Raw genomic sequence first — 20875 nt, forward strand, 5'->3', positions numbered from 1 at the left:
TTAATGACTATTTTATTTCCAGTCTCCTGAAATGACTTTTTGTCCTTCCAATGATTCTACTCCAAGGAGATAATCATTAGGTTCAAAGTTGGTTCCACAGACTTCTCCCAGCTCATCATCAAACTTCACTCCCGGTTCACAGTTGCAAGGCAAAGCTTTCTCAACTATTAGCCCAATAGAACCTGCCTGAAGAATGGTAAGGGAAGTAGGAATTTTCTCTCTCCACGGTTCTCCTTCTTTTGTTGCTTTTGGCGAACGTAATTCATCCACAATGGATAAGAATAGAGGGTCATCAATAACAGGAACTTCACCTCCGTTCCAGATTTGTCCTGTAGCAAGGAAATGTCTCACAGCTTCTTCGAATCCTGGTCTTACCGTAACAATAACTCTTGCCATTCCTGACTGCATAAAGGCTCTGAATGTAGGATCATTATCATCAAACTGATATAAATCTGCCCAGGATTTTCTTTCTCCCCAATAATAAGGATAGAAATAATAGCTCATAATTTCCCATTCAAATGCCTGTTCCATAAATTTGATAAATGCAGCATATTGATCCAGTTTTTCATCCACTTTGATGTCTGTATTCTGAAAAGTTTCTACAGAAGCATTATCATTGGTATAATATCTTTTTTTACCAAACGTGAGTAATGCATCAGGGCTTTGATTCAGCATATAGGAGATACAGTTTCTTCTTAAAATGGTATTTTCTATTTTTCTGTAGAATCCCGGATTGGATCCTTTGATCTGAACTCCTACAGCTTTTGCATCTGCCAAAGCCGCTTCATATTTGCTCAATTCTACTTTATAGGCTTCAATAATCTTATTGAATGCTTTCTGCATCCATCCGTTTTTATATTCTTCCTGTAATACACATTTGATATTAACCGTTGCATGGAAATAATGGGCATTGGTTGTAGCAATAGTGATAGGAACTTCCCGAACGAATTTTAGAAATGCATTAGTCGAACTATCTCCTCCTACCAGTAAACTTGCTCCATTTCCCCAACCATTGTAGCCTGGGAAAGAATTACTGCTTTTCACAATATAGGATTCAGTGATATAATGTTCCGGAATAGCAATAAGATCAGATTTTGAAGAGGCTTGTTTTGATTCAGTGGATGAGTAATCAATGGATTTTCCAACATATACCACAGGTTCCAGCTTTTCATCAACTTCAACATTATAATAACCCAGCCAGTATTTTAGCTTTGTGGAATCTGTCAGAGCACTCCAGTCTTTGATCTGCATACCGGCAGATTCTCTTGGATCAATAGGTTTTACCAATTGGTTCTCAGGGTTATTACTTACTTGCATTCCTAATGAATGTAATTTGGCAGGTTCCGGAATCATAAACTCAAACATCATACGCTTTCCATAATTAAAGATCTGGTTCTTTACTACTTTATCTACCCAACGGTAAACTCCCACCACATGATTGCTGCCTTTGGTGTTATCAAAACCATGTTTGTTATTTTCCTCATATTCCTCAAGGATTTTATCAATACGTTCTTCTTTCACTTTGGTGACAATCCTTTCCAGGGCTCTCGCTGTAACATCTTTCGCCTCAGTAACAGCCTGTCTGTTACTTTCCTCTTTGGAACTATGGGTAGCATAGTTAGCTGCAGTATTTAGCATATACTTTGCTCCCACTCCCCATGATGCATTAAATCCTGCCTGTGCTGCAAAATCCTTAGATTCCTGAAGTACTTTGGAAATTTCGCTTTGCATCTCATTCCTTTCCGTAGAAGTAGTGTCTGTCAATTTCTCTTTTTCAGATTCCGTAGATTTAGTGGTTTGGGATTCACTTCTTTTTAATCTTCTTGAAGATTTTTCTCTATACTCCCTTGCCATAATATTTTCGATGTGTGAAACATCTCCTTCTACATAACAGTAGGTACTTTGTTCTACCTTTCGGTAATCCGCAATACCAATATTTTTCATTCCAAAGCCTGATGGGATAAATGGCTGATCATCCTCAGGTGTTGTCGAGGTATCTTTACTTTTCAGACAAACACTTCCTTCACCTGTCAGATTATAGGTTTTTGTTACCGAATCTATTCCTCCTGCGGTATATATGGTCATAGGAATTTTGCAGGTATATACTTTTCCGTCGTCAAGGGTAAGCTCTGCTTCAAGCTGACAGCCATTCTTTATAGCATCTGTAATTTGCAATTGAGGTAAAATTCCATCGCTAAACAGGGATAAGTAATCTCCTCCACCGGCAACTTGTAACTGATTTGAAGTTTGAACTACATTCCCATTATTATCCAATATTTTGAGTGTTCCTGAAGCTGATGAAAATAGTGATGTAGTTTCTTTAGGCGTCATACTTAATAACCATCTGTCCGAATAGTTCTGAAAAGATCTGGTTCTTAACAAAACAGGCAAACAGTTACCGGTTCCTCCATCACCTCCGGTACCTTTATTTTTTACTATAAATGTTCCAGGTCCTTCAAATCTGTACATTCTGTTCGCCGTCCACAATAACTTTGCTTTCATGGTATATGCAAGACCATCATTAAGAATAACTTCACCTTCCAACAGCAAAACTTCATTTGTATCTATAACAGCAACGGGAATTTTTTCAGGAGTATTGAATAAAGAGGTTACGTTAGGTGCATCAAATGTATAAGCTAAGGTTCCACCTGCTAAAAGTTGATCATCATAAGACTTTATAGTGTAACTTCCACTTACAATATGTTTAGGAGCATTGATATCAGTGGTAAGAATCATGGTATGATCCCCCAAGCCCATATTGCCACTCAATGTTCTGGCAAAAAAAGGAATCTCCTGAGTATTGACAGATTGCGTTACAGGAATGACAACACCTCCTACCGTTGTAGAAACCTGTGGATTAAGGTTTGTATTATTTAATATCGTTTGCTGCAGCTGTTGACTGTTTTGTTCAATAGTTTGAAAAAGCTCTGTAAAGGTTGAAACTTTATTTAATGCACCTGCCAAATCAGAAGTACCGAAGATTCGTTGTAAGGACTCGTTATTTCCCTGGCTTAATTGTCGCTGAAGATCTTCTAACTGAATTTCAGGATGAAAATTAAATTGGAAATTGGAAACTTCCGGAACCGGAATATATTTCAAACTTGAGAGCCCTTCACGATTATCTGCTGCTAGGAAAATCTCTTTCTGATATTCCTGTTCTTTGACAAGGGCATCATATCTTGCCTGTTCAGGTCTTACCTGCTCTTGATATTCTTTGTAAGCAGTTTCATAAGCCGCTCCATATTCCTTTTGATAATTTTTTTCAAATTGTTCCAAAGTTCTTTTAAGCTCCTCATTTCCTTTTAAGTTTACTGTGGCTTCTGCAAACTTCAAGGCACTATCGTTAAAAGGAGTACTTTGTATACTGCTTCTCTCTCTTGAAACAGCTGTATTTGAAGAAGCAGACTTTGCGCTAAAAAGTTCCTTAGGAAGGACTACTTTGGCTTTAATAACATCTTCATACTGAGCCTCAGTAGCTCCATCATAATTGGAAAGGATATGATCAAGATGTAAAAATTGCATTAAAGTTTCTTTTGCATAAAAATCCTTTTGGGTAACAACCTGATAAATAAGATTATCCCAAATATTAGAATCGATTTCAACAATAGGTTTCGGAGTCTCTTTGTAAGTCTTAATTTTAGCATCAAATTCCTCTTTGGTTGCTTTTACTTTATTTTTTGCAACCCAAACTGACAATTCATAAAATTGTACACTTTTAGCTTTAAGAGATGCTTCTGTTTCTATTGTTAAACCTGTGATCTTTTCGCAGACGTTTTTTAAAGATTCTCCAGCTTCTACTCTTGGGTCAATTATCCCTTTTTGTCTTAGGTAGTTTCTGAAAATAAATCTTTTCTCCCTGTTCTTTGGATCAGATAATTCCGCGCTTCGCATTGTTGCAAATCTGAATAAAGTTTGTGAGCCATTATTTTGATTAATTGCTTCCATTTTTTAATTTTGTTTTGGTTTTTATAAAGGTTAGGATCTGAATCTCTTTTTAGTAGATTGTCTTCAGGTTTTAGCCTTATTTTTTTAGGTGGTTTCCGGCAAATGATATCCACCATCAGTTTTTAAGTCTGATTTCATTTTCTGTGTTTTTCCTTGAAGCAAAGATCACCCCCAGAAGCGACAGAACTCGTCGTATTAAATTTTATTTAGAAAAAAATGAAAGCTCTGATATATAAAAGCTATAACCTCATCGAAAAAACAATAAAATGAGTTTGCAGATAATACTGCAAACCTATAAATCAATAAGAGTTAGATCCGCGGAATAATTAAATTTTAAATAAAGTACAGCTCTTTTCACGTTGATATTTCATAAACCCTATACTTATGAAATCAGCGTATTTATATGTCAGAGTGAGTACTGATGAACAAATGAGAAAAGGCTATTCTCTTCCTGAGCAGGAGGAAAGGCTGTTGAAATATTGTGAACTGAATCAAAGGAATCTTCAGAGAAGATTTTTCAGCAAAGGACTTTAATCGACCTGAATGGAAAAGGATTATTAAAACTTTAAAAAATAACATAAAAAGACCTGCGGAAAATATACTATTTATTAAGTGGGATCGGTTCAGCCGTAACATTGAATATGCCTATCAAATGCTTGGTATATTAAGAAGTTTAAACACAAAACCATTCGCTATTGACCAACCAATCGATTTTGATGTTCCTGAAAGTATCGTGATGCTTGCTGTCTATCTTTCAATTCCTGAAGCTGAAAACAACAGAAGAGGACGAAATGCTTCGGATGGAATGCGTAGAGCCAGAAAAATGGGAAGATGATAAAAAAATCATGAAACTTAAACAGCCACAAGCGGATTTAATCAAATGGGCTTTTGAACAGTTTGCTACTGGTACCTATTCAATCAGTCAGGTGAGAACGATGACCGTCCAAAAAGGTCTACTGTGCAGTAAGAATAATTTTTGGAAGATACTGCATAATCCTATTTATTGTGGAATAATTACGGTTAAAGCAACTAAAACTGAAGATATTCAATATGTAAAAGGAATTCATAGGCACATCATAGCAGAGAATCTTTTCCGAACAGTCCAATTATTACTCAAAAGTAAACGCAAACAGAATGAGTCAAAACTTCAATCAAAACTTCTATTCCCACTCAGAGGGTTCATAAATTGTCCTTTTTGTAGGCGAAAGTTGACAGGAAGTACATCTCAGGGCAAAATCAAAAAATACGGGTATTATCATTGTAGTACATCTAAATGCAAAGGCAGGTTTAAAGCAGATTTTCTAGAAAAATCATACGAAAGTCTCTTAAAAAAAATCACCCTCCTTCCAAGTGTACATGAACCTTTTTAATCTCATTCTCGAAGATGAAAATATATTCACCGCTAGAAGGCAAGCATTGAATGAAAGAAAGATCGTCCTTACAGAAATTTCTCAAAATAATGAGCTACTGGCAAATGCAAGAAGATACTTATTAGCCGGAAAAATAGATTTTGAAGATTTCAGAGACACTAAAAAAGAGCATAATCAAATTACCCATGGTTTAACGAGAGACTAAAGCATCTTACACAGAAATTGAATATGGATTTTTATAAAGACAATGAAACAGAGTCAAAAGATCGGATTAATATTTTTCAAGTCTATAACATTCAAGACTTCGTTGGCAAAAGACACATTGCAAGTATGTTTACACCTTCTGAAATAAATATTTTCAAAAAGGACTTTGAAAATATAGAAATCAATCCAATCCTAAAAAAAATAATAATGTTTGATGGATTAATCAATAAGAGGGCTGATAAAACTCAAAAAATCATTGAGAAAGATATCAACAGAATCACAAAATATTTTTCTGGACGAATGGTTTCTACTATTCAAGCAATAAAAGTCCTGAAAAATAATGGGATACATACCAATGAAGAGGAAGCAATTGTTATATTAGATTTCTTATACATGCTAGCTAATACCTTAAAAAAAGATGATGATTTTGAGCAACAAGATTGAATGGTTAAAGGAATATTCTAGTAACAAATATTTTTTATATTGAGAAACATTCAAAAAGTCGAACACATTTTACAATCTCTCACCCTAAGACAATCAACTGAAAAATCAACTCGCAAAACAAAAAAAAGAGACGTTTAAAAATAAACGTCTCTCTTAGCGGAGAGTGAGGGATTCGAACCCCCGGACCTGTTACAGTCAACAGTTTTCAAGACTGCCGCAATCGACCACTCTGCCAACTCTCCTTCAACTCCGGTAGTACCGTTGTTTTCAGTGGTGCAAATATAGAAAGTTTTTTATTACTGACAAAATATTTTTTGAATAAAATTCGTATTTCTGCAACTTTGGAGAAAATTCTATTTTTTCATGCCTGTAAAACAAGAATATTAAGAACTCATCACCAGTCATTTACCCTTAAATAGGGAGTATTTCGACTTCTATACTATTTTTAACACTATTTTATCCATAGTAATATTCAGTGGTGACATCTCCGGTAAAAGCAGGATGCATGTCCTGTTTCTGCATATTCAGTTCAAATAATCTTTCGCCATCTTTATTTCCTCCCCTTATTTTTAAGGAATACCATCCGTTTTCTAAAGATAAAGTAATGCTGTTTTCAGCATTAATAGAAGTAATGTCTTTTAAATAACCGATGCCCACAATTTTCACTTCATTATTAGCGGTCTGAAATATCCAGCCTCTCGACTCTACTTCTACCTCATCATCATTCAAAATCTTTTCATCATTCACGGAAACCCGGAATGCATAATGGTCTTCTTCAACCCCTATGATGGGAATTGCGATGCCTGATTTGGTTATTTCATCTCCATGTTCATTTTCTACGAAATATTTTAAAATATTAGTACCGGAAAGATTGTTTTCTTGCAGGTAATTTGCTAAAAGCTGCGGACTAAATACCACAAAACCTTTAAGTTCTGAGAATATTTTCTTCATATATATTTGGATTGGATTTGGATTAAATTTTATCTGTTTACCATGGTATCGACATGTTCAGATTATTTTTTTAATGTTTGATCAGTTTGGTTCGCCCGGCGAAAACAAATCTTTGATGAAAGTTTTATCTTCACATACTTTTTTTAAAGTTTAAATAAAATCCTCCAACTTTTCTGAATCAGAAGAATAAAATTATATATTAGTTTTAAGCAAAAAGAATTGTAAAACCATTGTTATCTAATAAAGGATTTATTCATGAGATTTACTTATCCCGTAATTTTAATTGGTTTATCTTTTCTTTTGAAATCAAACCAGAATATTTTACTTTGCCCCATACTTTTTAAATAAAAAATATCCTTGTAAAAAGTTCCCGCACCAGAGTAAACTCCTTTGTCATAATCAGCATCTTTCTTTAACATATTAAGCAGTGCATTAAAAAATGATTTAATATTTTTTTCAGGAGTCTTGCTTATCATTCTTAATGCCGTCTGTTCAATATTATCTCCGTCTTCTCTACCTCCGGTTCCCTCTATTGTATAACCATATATTTCATCACTATAGAAACTTATTTTCTGTGAAACATCAATTAACTTTGTGGATAGAAAAAAACAACTATAGCTTTCATTAATATCAATTTCTTTAATATTATTTTCTAACAAAGTATGCCACACTTTTCCTGAATCTCTATATTCAATATATACATAAACTTCATACTTATCTAAAAGAGGTTTAGCATACTCTATTACATTATCAATTGTATTTAAAATACTTATTTTACTTGCCATTTAATCTCTATTTACTATTTTAAATTATCTATACGCAGATGCTTTACCATATCCTTCAAAAGTAACATCATGGCCAGCATTTCTAACATCTTCCAAAGCTAGCCGTTCTCTTATTACTCCTGTTTTTCCATCTTCTAATGTTCGTCCAACATTTATGTGGTATATATCTCCATCAGCATTTTTAAATGATGCATCCATTCTTCTCACATCTTTATGCCCTCCTAGGTCTTCTAATATTATTTCTGTTTTAGAACCTCCACCAATATGCTCTACTCCAGGTTTAGCTGTTTCTCTTGCTATGATTTCATCAATTTTAGCATTATGATCACCAGTTCCTTTACTCTTAGGGCCTGGCTTTTGATAAGGGGTACCATCTTTTTTAGTTTTTCCTGCCCATCTTTGCCCGGCTAAACCAAATATATCTAAATAATTGTTAGAATCATGAACATATGCATAGATATTATAACCTCCATCAATATCTATCGGATCTTTACTAATATATAAACCACTGTTTACATCATAATATCTTAATCTATTATAGCAAAGATCAATTTCAACATCATAATACTGTCCCTGATAACGGAAAGGCACAAAATTTCCAACACCAATTTCAACTTTTATATCTCCATAAATATTAAGCTCTCTCTCCCAAATCTTTTCTCCTTTTTCAGTGTAAACCTGTATTGGCGTTCCTAAATAATCATTAACAATCGTGTAACATTCATTATCTATTATTTTCGCACTTGGTACATGACTTCCTCTTTCATACACCCAGGTCACCACATTCTCCACAGGTTCTTTTCCCACAATGATATTTCCGTCATCATCTACAACCGTTACAGAAACTTCTTCAGCATCATAACTCCATTCATGCAGAAGAACATTACCATCCCAAATATAACGAGTTATTTTCTTTAGGCCAATTTTTGAGGTTCTTCTTCCGAGGGCATCATACTCAAAGCTTACCTCTTTGCCGTCGGGGCGTTTTACTTTAGCCAGCATCCCATTAGCATTCCAGGAATACGCCCAGTCTCCGGAAGACCATTCCGGGTTTTGTATTTCTGTTGGAGAGTCTTCGGTTACATCGGGTAAAGCAGCTCCATCCGGCAGTTTCGGACTGTTCAGCCAATCTGAAGCAATGGTTTTATAATAAGGATGTGTATTCTCCTGTTCTTCTTTATGCTCCGGTTTGGCATCGTTGATGGGCCGTTTACTTTTTAACAATAAATTTCCTTCTTCATCGTAATGGTAAAACCAGTTTTTATCGCGCATCAGCTTTCCTCCTTCGTCGTATACGCGGTCAGTCTGCCGGGCACTTTCATATAAACATCCCGTAGCATCCGGATTTTTGTACTGTACTTCTCCGTTCGAATATTCTGCAGCAACAAGGCTTCCGAAAGCATCGTAATCAAATCTTGTTCTTCCTCCTGTCACCCTGTCCAGCGTATGCAGCAATCGGCTTCCGGCTCCCCAGTCATAATCTTTATGGAAGGTAGTATTGGCTTTATTCACTATTACTTTCTGACTTACCGGCATTCCGATATGATCAAGTTCAAAAGTGCTTTCTACCCCGCCGGTCATTTCACGGGAATGCATCTGTCCGTTCCGGCTGATCTCAAGATTCATCTGCCAGGGTGCATGCACTTCCGGAATAGTGGCAGTTACCGTTTTAAGCTGTCCCAGATCATTATAAGAATAGTCTACTTCGGCTCCTAAGCTACTTTTCAAACCGATCAGATTTGCCTGAGTGTCATATTCATATTGAATGGTGTACGCACCCTGTTTTTCACTGGTGATCTGTCCTAATTTATTTCTCTGAAAAGCTACACTGCTGTTTTCATTATCTGCTTTAACCAATAATCCTGAGGAGTCATACTGATAGGCTTCCCAGGTTCCGTCGGGATAATGGGTCTGTGTTAATCTTCCGCCCAGATCATATTCATAAAAAATATCTTTTCCGTGGGGAGTTCTGGTTTGGGTGACCATTCCGTCTTTATCTCTTACAAAGAACTTTTTCTGGCCGTCAAAACCTGTCTCCCCGGTGACTTCGTCATTATAGTTTCTTTCAAACTGGTAAACTTCTCCTTTTTCATTGGTAATTCTCATCAGATTTTCATAAGCATCATATCCGAAAACCAACGTTTCTTCTTTTTTATGAGAAAGAGCATTCCTGCGGACCTGACGTTTAAGCCTTCCCATTGGCGTATAGCTCATCAGCCATTCTGCGCGCCCATCGGTAGCATACACCGGAAGATCATAGGCGTCGTAACGAAGTTTTAGTGGCAACTGCCCCTGTTCATTCACTTCTACAACCCTTCCCATTTTATCTCTGTTCCAAAGGACTCTGTTTAGAGGTTTGGGGCTGAAAACCAATAATCTTCCATATTCATCATACTTCCAATATTGCTCAGCTCCTATTGTATTGGTAAGCTGAATAAGCTGACCTCTCTTATTATATTCGTAAGATGTTGTAATATGTTCTTTTATGCTTTTTTCGGGAAGTCTGCCACCGTCTGCATATTCATAATAAACACTTTCTTCGGCAGGATCGGTATAGCTTATCAGTTTTCCCTCATCATCATAGATCCATGTTTCCGAAGCTCCCGAAGGGGAGAAACGGGCAATTACCTGTCCGAATTCATTGTACTGATAATGGTATTCTTCTCCATCCGGAGTATGGAAAATTTTAATATTTCCCATTTCATCATAGGTATACCCCTGGACACGTCCTTCAGGCGTTCCTATCATCTTTAGTTCGTTGTGCGCTGTAAAATCGTACCATGTTTCTCCACCCTCTCCATCTACTTTCTTGTAAACCAGAAAGTTTTCATCGTAATGATATTCCTCTGTTTTATTGTTTTGCTTTGGATAGATAACTTCTGTAAAGCCTTCCTCATCATGGTAATGAAGTTTCCCTTCCATGTATCCATCCGTACCTGTGGTATGAACTACTCTTCCGTTTTTGTCATATTCCCACTGATAGCTCATTCCGTTCCGGTTAGTTCTTCTCACAACATGGTTTTCTCCATCATAGTCAAATACAATGGCCTTTTTATGAATATCCCAGACATGGGTAAGATTTCCCCGCTCATCATAATCGTAGCGAACCTGCAGGTCTCTCTGCTTTTTATAACAGTAATATACTTCTGTAACTTTTTTATATTCCGGGTGGATCACAGTTTCTATACTGTACCCACTTTTAACATCTTTTATACTTTTCAGTACAATGTTCCGGTCTTCATACTCATATTCCCTGATTGTTCCGTCACCATATTCAATACGAATCACCTTATAAATTGTTCCTTCCGAAACATGATGGAAACGTTTATAGGTATAAATATCAGTTCCTTTACGGATCACCCAAATATTGCTGCTTGGTCTGTACTGCCATATCTTTTGATCTCTGAAATAGGTCATTTCTTCTCCGATCTCAGGTGCAGGAATCAACATTGCTATATTTTCGTCCGGATGCATCCAACCGGCAAACTTATTGTCTTCTTCAGGAAGAATAAACAGGTCATGATTATTGAAGACTCCATTTCCTAAAGGACCAAAATCATAAGGCCGGTCGCTATGCCAGATATTTCTCCAACTTAAAGGTATATTGCCCTGAATAATAAAATCTTCCCATTCGAAAACCATGGCACCGGTTGCAAAATTCACAGGTTCAAGGCCGTAATGACATAATTTTTTGGATAAGGCATTGGCCAATTTAAATTTATTGAAAGGAGCTTTTTTAAGGACACTGTTGTTCAGTTTTTTTAAACCATTAGCTCCCAGTTTTCCTATTTTCTTAGTTAAGCTTCTCATTAAAAACATTCCTGCAAGACGCATCAGCATTTCTCCGGGGGTGTAGACATGGGGAACAAAAGCTCCCCCTACCAATACAGGACCTCCCGTATTGATCTGGATATACATACTTGAAAAGTTATTATAGAAAGCAAAGTAAGCCAGTGGATTTTTCTTTGGTTTATCTGGCATGGCAGGGAGCATAGTCATCCCGAAGGGGAATCCCATACAGGTAAGAACCTGTTGCGGCTGGTTTCCGCTCATTTTACTTCCCTGCGCCAAAACAGTTTGCGAACCATAGTACACTTCTCCTTCGTGTGGTGCCTCCTGAGGAAAGGGAATTAAATACACAGGAATTAATGACGTGATATGCCTGAATGGAATTACAACTCCCATTACACTTGTAGTTGTGGTGGCTTTGTGTCTTCCGTGAACGTATATTGAGCCTCCCATCGGAATACTTTCCGGTAGTGACGGCATCAGATTTCTTGCGAACTGTGGAATTGGAATGGTAATCGTAATGTAATCCATGATGTCAAAAACAATTCCGATAAAAGGATGTGGCAATGGCAGTGGGATCAGCATAAATGATGGTGGCGGCGGAATCAGTGTCCAGTGGATATCAATGGCCAGCACAATATCAAAATGCTTGCTTGTATGCTGAATTGCGGTGGAAGGCATTGCCGGTGTATTAACTTTGATCAGCTTCACCTTACTTTCCGGAGCTGCTTTTTCGGCAGCCACAGCACTTTCTCCACCTCCTCCGCCACTGCTTTTCTGCGGGTCACTGTCTCCTCCGGCTAAGGATTTAACCATAGATACAGGGTTCAGGGAATCAACATTATTTTTCATCCCGTTCTTCCATCCCTGCTTGGTTTTGTCCCAGCTAACCGAAGTAACGTCTGCGTTTACCTTCAGGGAGCGGTCAGGATTCATATCCGGTTTTGCAACCTTGATGGGTTTTACTGTTTTTTTATTCAGATCTGCCATGATTCTTTTAATTTGAGATTACCCTGCTTTTGGCCTTTCTACACTCACTCTCCAGTCATCACCAAAATAAGCTTTCATTTCACTGTCAAGTATTGTTTTTTTATCATGATTACCTTCGTACTTGAGAATCAGCATTGAGGCTACAAACCGCAGGCTGCTCTGGTCCCGTACCGAAGGATCCATTAATTTTGCTATATCGAGGCATTTTTCAAAATACCTTATCATTTTATCTTTTGTCAACACAGTATCATTCAATGTTCCGATAATTCTGTAACATTCAATAACCATTGCATATTCTCCTATCTTTTGTGCAGTTTCTGCGGCTTTTTCAAATATTTTTTCTGCTTTGGATTTTTTGGAATTTCCTAACAGATGGCTTCCGTAATTCATATACATCTGAACTTCCAATGGCGAGTCAGGCTCTACTTCTTCAAATATAGTCCGGTAAGTATCTTCTGCCCTGTCCTTTTTCTTATCTGCTGTATATGACTGGGTCAGCATAAAATAAGCAGAAATCTCTCCCTGTTTATTTTTCTGTTCTTTAGCCAGTTTTACTGCTGTTTTTAAGGCATGTTCCGCTTCTTTGAATCTTTCTTTGCTTAAATGATTACTCGCTATAAGAATCTGCTGCTGAAAATCCGTATCCGGGCTGTTTTTTTTCCGGTTAGTGTGAGCTGCAGTATTCTGCATCAACTGATGAATATCCACTTCTACCCTGAAACTGTACGCTGAAGAAATCTGTGGTAGTGTTCTGTGGGTGTGATGTTCTGCCCAGACCAGTTTAATATCTTTATTTTCTGACATTTCACATATCTTACACCATTCTTTCACCCAAAGAGACAATTCTTCTGTATCACTGATTCTGAGTGGAGCAATGTATAAGTAGATTCTGGAATCCTTAATATTCGGGAAGTTTTTCTTTAATTCCAGTAAAGGATAAAACGCTTTGTAAGCATCTGTTTTAAAGGTCTTCTCCGGATCTTTGAAGTTCCATTGCGGAATATTTTCTTCACTTTTTTTCAGCATTTCGTAGAACTCGGTCCATTCATCCAGTAATGTCTGTCCAAAGGATTTCATCCCGTTAAATTCCTGATAATGGAGTAAAAAAATATCATCCCCTTCTTCATCTTCGGAAAGTTTTGACTTAATAAATCCGTCAAAAAGATCAGTTTCATGTTTTTCTCCTATACAGATCAGCATAGGTTTTTTTTCGTTCTTTGAAACGACCTTCTGCCATTGCCTTTTTAATTTCACCAACTCCAAATCTACCGGATTCATCTGCTTTTAATTCAGTTTTACAGTTCCACTTACAATATTTGTTTCACTTCCGCCACCCACATTTATTTTTCCTCCGCTGCTGAGATTGGCTTCCGTATCTCCTCTCATTGAAAGGGTTTTGGTTCCGATATCCAGGGTATCTGATTTGATGCCGACTCCGGAAGTAGGATCACCATCTTCAGGACCTACTCCAACACCGATACTTGTAGTTCCCCCAACTCCGATATTAACTCCCTGCACAAATATTTCTTTTCCTTTGATCTGAATATTTCCATCTTTATCCATATAAATAGAGCTGCTTCCACAGTTCAGGGTAATGGAAATTTTACTGTCTATACTTATATTTCCGGCACCATCCAGAAAAACGGAGTTCTGGTCTTTATCTCTCACAGTAATTCCTCCGGCATCATCCAGACTCATGGTATGTCCGCTTTTACTGCTTAAACTTTTAATATTATTTCCGGTTCCTCCACCGCCGCCAACTCCACCGTGAAACATTCCTCCCATCACGAAAGGACGGTCAGGATGCTGATGGGCAAAGTTGACTACTACCTGATCACCTTCTTCCGGAATGGCCATAAACCCACGGTTTTTGCTTACTTTTTCGCTTCCACCACCATCGGGAGTCATCACACGGATGTATTCTGTAGTGGTAGAGCCGTTCTGCCAGTCAAACTGGACTTTAACTCTTCCCTGGTTTAAAGGGTCGGTATTGGAAATCACTTTGGCAAACTGTGCATCCGCTTTTGGAGTATGGAACTCAGGGCGGGGAATAAATCCTGTGTCAGAAGCTATTGCTTCAAATGTTCCGGTATAATATCCCCTTGCATCCACCTCATGATGCATATCTATAATCATCAGTTTGGTGAAATAGGTTGTTTCACTGCTTTCTGCTTTCCGCATTTCAATATCAGCGATACAGCCCGGATAGAGGAATGGCACTGTTGTAATACCTGAAATAACAAATACTTCTGAGGCTTTACTTCCTGCCGTTCCTTTCTGAGAGTTTTCTACATCCATAAAAGACACCGCTTTTATCGGAGCTACTCTCAATGAAGGGGTTGTAAAGGTTTTTTCTGAAATTTCGTAAGCTCTTTTAGCTATATCTGAAGTATGGCTAATTTTAGAGTTCCCTGCCGTTAATTTTTCATTTTTACTGCTGTTATATCCATAAAATGAAGGATTTACGTGCTGGGCTTTCATTTTGATTTTTACATCACTCACACTGCTTCCGTAAGTAAGTTTCACAGGTTTTTCCTGAGGAGGAAGTTTCCCGAAATGCAGAACTTCGCCGTCATAATAAAACTGTTCTCCATACGCTTCTGCTATTCTTGCCAGATAGTTGTAATGGGTTTCTTCATATTGTGAGCTGTACGAAACGTTTCCGTGTGCAGCATCTACTCTGAAATCAAAGGCGTTCTGTCCCAGACCTTCTTTGATGACCTGATCTGCAATACTGTTCAGACTGATCTCCTGAGCTCCGCCAAAACTCTGAATGTGAGGCGCTGCATCTAAAAGAACAGTAGGACTTGAACCGGTAAGAACAATATTTCCCAGACTTCCTTTTTCCTGACTGAAACCTACTTCGGTAATTACTCCTACAAAGTTTCTTTCAGGGCCGTCTTCAACGTCTTTGTATCTGAAAATTACTGTAATTCTTTTTCCCAGAAAGTTCTGAGCTTCTTCCAGGTTGTGGTTTTCCGAGCTTCCCAGCGTATCGTGAGCCAGCATAAGATCAAACTCATGATGCTTCACAGCACTTTGTTTTAGCTGAAAATGTTTGAAATGCTTGATTACTTTTCCGTCAATTACAATTTCAAGCTTTATTACACGGTTGATTCCTGCTACCTGATTGCCAGGGATTGTATTGGCGTTATAGATTCCGGAAGTAGGCTGTTTGGACCATACTTTATCTTCTACCAATGTAGGTGGATTAGGCTGTTTAACCTGATTCATAAACATTTGGGAGCCGCTTTGAACCATCCCGGTGTAAGCCTGCGCCTGAACCATTTTTTCCGTAGCTTTTTTTACAGTTCCGCTTGATTTTTCCTGTACTTTCTGGGTAGCTTTGCTTACTGCCTGATCTTTCAGGGACTGTTTTAGATTATCTGCAGCTGGAATTTTATCTTTGGAAACAGGCATTTTAGATGAATGATCGTCCTGAAACATAATTGTAATATTTTGATTGATTGGATGTCAAATTTTTTAAGGCTAAAATCTACCTGAACTAAAAAAGAACAGATACATTTTCATTATCCGGATTCTATCCTAAAGAATAAAATACGGATATGGGGATCAAAACAGGGCATAAATGTAATGAGTAAAAAGGTAAAGCAATTATTGTATTTACTTTACTCCCTGTTGAATTTCAGGATTTTTCCTGTTTATCGTGATGATATGCGAATTTTAATCATTATCAATTTTTTTTGTAATTGGGTTGGTGTTCTTACAAAGATAAAACGCTAATCTCTATTCAAAAAATTTTCAGTGAGTAATCTGAAATTTTGTAGTAGTTCTACGACTTTTAGTTAATAATTCTAGAATAAATGATTTAAACAAAAGAAATAAATACCTCTTTATCAAATGGATATTTAACAACTTTTAATAAATAAAAACAATAAATTTATCACTTAAAATAGAAATAATCTAAAATAAGAGTGAATTCTGGCAACAAAAAAACCAGCTGCAAATAGTAAATTTACAGCTGGTTTTTTATTTTAAACTTATCAAAAAATGTTATACCTATTACAACCATTAAGAATGGGTTAAGAAATAAGTATAGTTAAGATTAATCATTCTGATTCTTAAGTTTAAAGCGAAGCTATCTTAATATTCTCAATACCTTAATGCAATCTTAATGTTTCAAAAAATAAAAGTTCAAACAAATTCATTCAATAATAAAATCTTTACAGTTTCCGAAGTTCTGCTACTTTTTTCAGATAAACATCAGTCTGATCCAGGAATTCCTGATCGGTCTGCTGTATCTGGATATGAGGAATAATTCCCTGACCTCTTTTCTGATCGGGAAGATTCTGCGCATCCTGAATGACATGCACAATAGAGAATCCGGTCTGGATACCGGTATTGGGAAGTTCATATACCAGCGGAAGGTGGCCGTTATGTTCATAGTAGCCTCCTACCGTTTCTTTTCCGATCACAATGGCATTGGTATAAGATTTTATCAGGGAAGCCAGATGTGAAGCTGCAGAAGCCACCCGTTGATCCACAAGCAGATAAAGCTGTCCTTTAAAAGTTCTTTCGTTGGGCAGGATCAAAGGATTCTTATCATCTGCCCAATAATATTTCCTCTGAACTCCTTTAGGGTAAAGCTGTTTCAGGTAAGCATTCAGACCATTTTTGTCCTGTACTCCATTGGAAAGAAAAAGAGGTGTTATAATCAGATTTTCTTCCATAGGCACTTCATTAAAGTTGGTATAGGCATAGTGGCTGTCACGGAAAGGTCTTTGGGTAAGATAAGAGAATACTTTTTCATAAAGAGCCCCAGTACCTCCGGTATTACCTCTGAGATCGATGATCAGGTTTTCTATTTTTTCACGTTCCAGAGTATCCATCATCTGGTCAAGAAAAGCACTGAATTTTTTATAGGCAGGATCTTCTTTCCCGGTAGCAAAATCAAACCCTCTCAAGGATAAACGATAGATTCCATCTCCTTCTTTATTCAAACTGTATTTTTCTGACATCAGTTTTTTGTCGAAGGCAAGTGAAAATCTTGAATCCTGAAGTTTTTTAAAGTTTTCCAATGATATTCCCGGCAGTGAAACTTCTTTTATGGTTCCGTTCCATTTATAGCTAATGATATAGTTTTTGTTCGTTCCGAATTCTATATAAAATTTATCCAGCATTCCTCTCTCAAAGCCCGTCGTTTCTTTGTAAGGCATGGAATATCCGTCAGAAAAATAGTATTGAGAAAAACGACTGATCATTTCTTTTGCAGAAACTCCGTTAATAGAAAGGATTTCAGCGCCTAAAGGCAATGCCACATCTTTAGAATCCTGAAGCAGACGACCGTCAATATTCTTCAGTGTTATGGGCAAATATTCCGGTTTTTGGGTGAGATAATAAGAAGCATGATTGGGAAGATCTGTATAATTGTGACAGCTTCCTTCAAATCCGGTAACCTTTGCAATGACCTTATAAAAATCAAAAATATTTTTGCTGTTTCTGGCTTCTTGCTCAGCCAGTTGATAAATACTGTCAATTTGCTTTCTTGTTCTGTATACATACAGTCCGGAATTTGCTTTTTCCCTTATGGAACGGAATGTATGAAGGTCTTCTACCAACTGATCAGGACTGAATTTCCCTTCCAGAACAGGAACATACTTAGATTCAGTAATGGAAACTCTGGCCGTTTTACTTTTTTCGACATAAGATTTGGCCCAGATTTTAAATTCATATTTTTTCCCTTTTTCCGGGGTAAAGTAGAAGCGTTCAACACTCTTTATCCCTCTGGAATCATCCTGTTCTTTCACCTTTTTCCCCTCCATAAAAAGAGCAACTCCCAGATTGGCATCTGTGGACTGTACCGAGATCCAGGAAGGTTTATGAGATTGGGGAGAATATTTTAAAGTGTCTCCGGGTTTCAGATCTGAATGGGTTTGTGCATAGGCACTGTTTAGAAACAGTAAAAGAGGGATGATAAAAGGTCTGGCCATTATTATTTTTTGAATGGGCTAATATACAAATTAACCCCAACGGATTGAAATTCTTCAAAATCCCCTTCGCTATAGTTTCACACTCAGTTCCTGAACTTCTTCGGCAGAAAATCCGTAGATCTGGGGTGTTTTTACATCCAAGAGGTTGAGATAAATGTATAATTCTGCTCTGTGATGAATCTCGTGTTCTATCATTGCTCGGAGCCATTTCCAGACAGAGATTTCACTGTTGGCCGGAGTTAGGCATTTGCGGGTAAGATCTTCATCAGAAAGGCCGTTGATGATTTCCAACGTTTGTCTGTGCATTTCATTGAAAAATTTCACGATATTTTCATAGCCGTCGGCCAGTTCTTTTCCACATCCGGGATAAGCACTTTTATTTCCTCTGATAGTTTCTCCATACATATACCGTTTTATAGTGGCAATATGTCTTATCTGATCACCAATGGTAAACTTCCCGGGTTTATAGGAAAAATCTATATGTTCAGGCGGGACAACAGCAATAATGCGGTTGGTTCTTTCTCTTATTTTCTCGTAATAGTCAATGAATGATTGTACCGTTTTAATTTCCATATTGATCTTTGTCTGTCTTTTTTCAGGATGAATATAAGAAATCTAATGAGAGAAGTTTTGGTTTTACTATAAATTATTCATAAAATTTTTAAAAATCCCTATTATGTGATCGTAAAATTTGGAGGCTTATTAAATATCCAATATTTTAGTTAAAAAATAACCATGATGAAAATAGGAATCTGCTTGTGCATTGTAGTATCATGCTTTAATACGATCACTGCTCAGTCTGCAAAAATTGACACTGAAAAGCTTCTTGAATATTATGAAACACAACGCTATGCCGACGCTGCCCAATACCTCCAAAGCATATACCCTGGTGATACGCAGGATGTAAAAGCTCTTTCGCAAATAGCCTACTGTAATATGATGGCCGGAAAACTTCCGGAAGCAGAAAAAAATTATATAAAAATCAATACCCTACAACCGAACAGCCTGTCAACTCTATTTAGTCTCGCCGGCATCAATTCCAGACGGGGTAATGCGACTAATGCCAAGACTTACCTTCAACAGATTATTCAGCTGGACAGCCTTAATTTCAATGCTTATAAACAGCTTGCCATCTATGCCGAGACTCCCGAAACTAAACTGAACTACCTCAAAAAAGCCCACTCATTAAATTCTATAGATCCTGACGTAGCTTATGATCTTTCCCAGACTTACAGTGGTCTGAAACAGTATCAGCCTGCTTATGATGCTTTAAAGACAGCCATTGCTTCTGATACAGAAAATTTCACTTTACAACAGGCACTATTACCCGTTGCCAATCAACTCGCCAAATATCCGGAAGTTATTGAAATTGGTGAAAAACTCCTTAAAAACCATGCTGATGTGAATATAATGAATGATATGGGCCAGGCTTATTTTTATGTAAAAGACTATCAAAGATGCATCAGTCTTTATAAAATACTGGAAGATATGGGAGTACAAAATGAAGGCACATTGTATTTCATGGCCTTAAGCTATCGTGAACTGAAAGATTATAATAACGCTGCCATCTATGCACAAAAGACTATTGATGAAGCCATTTCAGATCATACTACGCTGTATTATGCTGCATTGGCGGGTATCTATGAAGCCAAAAATCAGTATAATGATGCGGTGACAGCTTATAAAAGAGGATTAACCTTTGGTACGAGTAATATTATTTATTACCGTTTAGGTCTTCTATATGATCTGAATCTGAAACAGCCTAAAAATGCATTCACCTACTATCAGATGTACCTTAAAAACCATCCGGATCAGGAAAAGGAAAAAGATCAGATTGCGTATGCAAAAAGCAGAGTTTCTATTCTAAAATAATAGAAAATTCGATTCATTTTGTGATTATAGTCACAAGTGAGCCATTTAATGAACCACTAATTTTGTATTCAATAATAAAAACAGCATTTATGGACAATACAACGCAAAATACAGCAGAACAGTTTATCCAATATTTAAATGAAGAAAATTTTGACAAGGCGGAAAGCTGCCTTGATCCTGATTTTAAATTCATAGGAGTATTGGGAAAAAGGGATAATGCTTCGGTTTACATCAAAGATATGAAGCAGATGAAGTTTAAGTATACCATTCTCAAAGCTTTTACGTCCGGTGAAGATGTGTGTTTCTGGTATACTATTGACATGGGAGAAAAAACGATAGAAGCTTCCGGATGGTATCAGATCAGAAACGGAAAGATTCATACTTTAAAAGTGCTGTTTGATCCCAGACCTTTATTGGATAAATAAAAAATGTTGAATATCCGAGAGATGCAGCACCTGATTATATTACATTTGAAATACAAAAACAGTTTCAACAGTTGAAAGGCAGATGTAAAATAAATTAAAAGCGCTGTCCCCTTTCTCTTGCTCTGATCGTCATTAAAATAAAGAATCTG

The 20875-nt window shown here is 37.0% G+C and carries 13 protein-coding genes, 1 tRNA gene and 1 pseudogene; 6 read left to right on the forward strand and 9 right to left on the reverse strand.

The genetic code is table 11. The annotated features are described in order from the left end of the window. Positions 1-12: 12 nt before the first annotated feature. On the reverse strand, positions 13-3945 hold the full coding sequence (locus FW781_RS18655; protein WP_149388794.1) for a hypothetical protein: 3933 nt from the start codon (positions 3943-3945) through the stop codon (positions 13-15). 429 nt (positions 3946-4374) lie between these two features. On the opposite strand from FW781_RS18655, the pseudogene FW781_RS18665 reads away from it, so the two are divergent. The 4 genes and pseudogenes from FW781_RS18665 to FW781_RS18675 all read left to right on the forward strand — a co-directional run bounded on the left by FW781_RS18665 (position 4375) and on the right by FW781_RS18675 (position 5963). Then, positions 4375-4780, forward strand: a pseudogene (locus tag FW781_RS18665) (recombinase family protein). Next, positions 4746-5315 carry a recombinase family protein gene (locus tag FW781_RS18670; RefSeq protein WP_172625761.1) on the forward strand — a complete coding sequence of 190 codons (570 nt, stop codon included), beginning with the start codon at positions 4746-4748 and terminating at the stop codon, positions 5313-5315. Before FW781_RS18665 ends, FW781_RS18670 begins: the two are co-directional and overlap by 35 nt. A gap of 46 nt (positions 5316-5361) precedes the next feature. Next, positions 5362-5520, forward strand: coding sequence for a hypothetical protein (locus tag FW781_RS22525; RefSeq protein ID WP_172625762.1), 159 nt, complete (start codon positions 5362-5364; stop codon positions 5518-5520). A gap of 23 nt (positions 5521-5543) precedes the next feature. After that, on the forward strand, positions 5544-5963 hold the full coding sequence (locus tag FW781_RS18675; RefSeq protein WP_149388798.1) for a hypothetical protein: 420 nt from the start codon (positions 5544-5546) through the stop codon (positions 5961-5963). A 157-nt stretch (positions 5964-6120) separates the two neighbouring features. On the opposite strand, the gene FW781_RS18680 is transcribed toward FW781_RS18675, so the two are convergent. The 8 genes from FW781_RS18680 to FW781_RS18715 all read right to left on the reverse strand — a co-directional run bounded on the left by FW781_RS18680 (position 6121) and on the right by FW781_RS18715 (position 19002). Next, positions 6121-6205: transfer RNA gene (locus FW781_RS18680), tRNA-Ser, on the reverse strand. A gap of 214 nt (positions 6206-6419) precedes the next feature. After that, positions 6420-6914, reverse strand: a complete 495-nt coding sequence (locus FW781_RS18685) for a hypothetical protein (RefSeq protein WP_149388799.1) — start codon at positions 6912-6914, stop codon at positions 6420-6422. 266 nt (positions 6915-7180) lie between these two features. Continuing rightward, on the reverse strand, positions 7181-7699 hold the full coding sequence (locus FW781_RS18690) for a hypothetical protein (RefSeq protein ID WP_149388800.1): 519 nt from the start codon (positions 7697-7699) through the stop codon (positions 7181-7183). Positions 7700-7723: 24 nt separating this feature from the next. Then, positions 7724-12478 carry an RHS repeat-associated core domain-containing protein gene (locus FW781_RS18695; protein ID WP_228720236.1) on the reverse strand — a complete coding sequence of 1585 codons (4755 nt, stop codon included), beginning with the start codon at positions 12476-12478 and terminating at the stop codon, positions 7724-7726. Between the two features lie 18 nt (positions 12479-12496). Then, positions 12497-13756, reverse strand: coding sequence for a tetratricopeptide repeat protein (locus tag FW781_RS18700; protein WP_149388801.1), 1260 nt, complete (start codon positions 13754-13756; stop codon positions 12497-12499). 6 nt (positions 13757-13762) lie between these two features. Beyond that, positions 13763-15925, reverse strand: coding sequence for a type VI secretion system Vgr family protein (locus tag FW781_RS18705; RefSeq protein ID WP_149388802.1), 2163 nt, complete (start codon positions 15923-15925; stop codon positions 13763-13765). 737 nt (positions 15926-16662) lie between these two features. Continuing rightward, positions 16663-18429, reverse strand: a complete 1767-nt coding sequence (locus tag FW781_RS18710) for a S41 family peptidase (RefSeq protein WP_149388803.1) — start codon at positions 18427-18429, stop codon at positions 16663-16665. 69 nt (positions 18430-18498) lie between these two features. After that, positions 18499-19002, reverse strand: coding sequence for a DinB family protein (locus FW781_RS18715; RefSeq protein ID WP_149388804.1), 504 nt, complete (start codon positions 19000-19002; stop codon positions 18499-18501). A gap of 162 nt (positions 19003-19164) precedes the next feature. Here FW781_RS18715 and FW781_RS18720 point away from each other — a divergent pair, with 162 nt between their 5' ends. Further along, positions 19165-20301, forward strand: coding sequence for a tetratricopeptide repeat protein (locus FW781_RS18720; RefSeq protein ID WP_149388805.1), 1137 nt, complete (start codon positions 19165-19167; stop codon positions 20299-20301). Positions 20302-20390: 89 nt separating this feature from the next. Beyond that, a complete protein-coding gene (locus FW781_RS18725) occupies positions 20391-20726 on the forward strand; it encodes a nuclear transport factor 2 family protein (RefSeq protein WP_149388806.1) in 336 nt (111 codons plus the stop codon). Positions 20727-20875: the final 149 nt, after the last annotated feature.

It is taken from the genome of Chryseobacterium panacisoli (assembly GCF_008274625.1).
Classification (GTDB): domain Bacteria; phylum Bacteroidota; class Bacteroidia; order Flavobacteriales; family Weeksellaceae; genus Chryseobacterium; species Chryseobacterium panacisoli.